Annotated in this window: 1 protein-coding gene; it reads left to right on the top strand. The window is 66.4% G+C overall.

What is annotated here, in order from left to right; translation table 11 throughout:
• Window positions 1-108: 108 nt before the first annotated feature.
• Window positions 109-1,218, top strand: a complete 1,110-nt coding sequence (locus tag QWZ14_RS29185; protein WP_290320581.1) for an IS110 family RNA-guided transposase — start codon at window positions 109-111, stop codon at window positions 1,216-1,218.
• The last annotated feature ends 144 nt before the right edge of the window (window positions 1,219-1,362 follow it).

Below are 1,362 nucleotides of genomic sequence, written 5' to 3'. Positions count from 1 at the left end.
AGACCAGATGTCCGCCTGAGATAGGGGTGACCCGTCTCACAGTATGCAGGTTGCGAGGGTTATGCCGGATAGTCTGGCACCGAGCCTCATGCATAAAGGAGACGGGTCATGGAGAAGCCTATCACCTACATCGGCCTTGATGTGCACAAGGAGACGATCGCGGTAGCGCTGGCCGAGGCGGGCAAGCGGGGCGAAGTCCGCGAGCACGGCACGATCGCCAACACCCCGACGGCACTGAAGGCGTTGGCGTGCAAGCTGGCGAAGTCTGGCTCGGCCCTGCATTTTTGCTACGAGGCCGGACCATGCGGGTATGGAGTTCAGCGGCAGCTAACCGCGGCGGGGCATGAATGCGTCGTGGTCGCTCCCTCGCTGATCCCGCGCAAGCCGGGTGACCGGATCAAGACCGACCGGCGGGACGCGGCCAACTTGGCCAGACTGCATCGAGCGGGAGAGCTGACCCCGGTCTGGGTGCCGGACCCGGCCCATGAGGCCGTCCGCGACCTGGTGCGGGCGCGTCTGGCTGCTGTCCGTGCCCTCCGGCAGGCTCGCCAGCAACTATCCGGCTTTCTGCTACGGCAAGGCCAACACTACGGCCGACCGGCCTGGACCCTGATGCATCGACGTTGGCTGGCCGGGCTGCGGTTCGCACAAGCAGCCCACCATCTCGTCCTGGAGGATTGCATCGCCGCGGTCGAGGCGGCGACGGCCCGACGCGATCGCCTGGAGGCCCATATCGCGGCGGCGCTGCCGGACTGGTCTCTGGCACCGGTGGTGCGGGCATTGCAGGCCCTGCGCGGCATGGCGCTGGTCGCGGCAGCGACACTGGTCGCCGAGCTTGGCGACATCACCCGCTTTGCCAATCCGCGGCAGCTGATGGCCTATCTTGGGCTCGTTCCATCCGAGCATTCCAGCGGCGGAACCCGGCGCCAGGGTGGGATCACCAAAGCGGGGAACGGCTCGGCCCGGCGCATGCTGATTGAGGCGGCCTGGAGCTACCGGTTTCCGGCCCGGATTAGCCGAGAGCTACTGCTGCGTCAGGAAACCTTGGCCAAGCCAATCCGCGACACCGCCTGGAAGGCGCAGGAACGGCTGTGCGGGCGCTATCGCAAACTCGCCAGGGCGGGAAAAGCGCCCAACGTCGTCACCACCGCCATTGCCCGCGAACTGGCGGGTTTCGTATGGGCCATCGCCAGACAGGCCCAGCCTGCTGCCGCCTGACATTCCCATCTCGCGCAACGCTGTCCAAGGAGGCCGATCACCGACACAGCTTCATCCCAAGCTGGACAAGGCTGGGGGCACGGTCACGGCAGGAGAACCCTCGCAGACACTACCAGCCGGATTTGATCCGACGCTGGCTACTAG

The sequence above is a fragment of the Paeniroseomonas aquatica genome (assembly GCF_030409335.1).
GTDB lineage: Bacteria > Pseudomonadota > Alphaproteobacteria > Acetobacterales > Acetobacteraceae > Belnapia > Belnapia aquatica.
The sequence above is the reverse complement of the archived record's forward strand: the minus strand, read 5'-3'. Positions and strand labels throughout refer to the sequence as shown.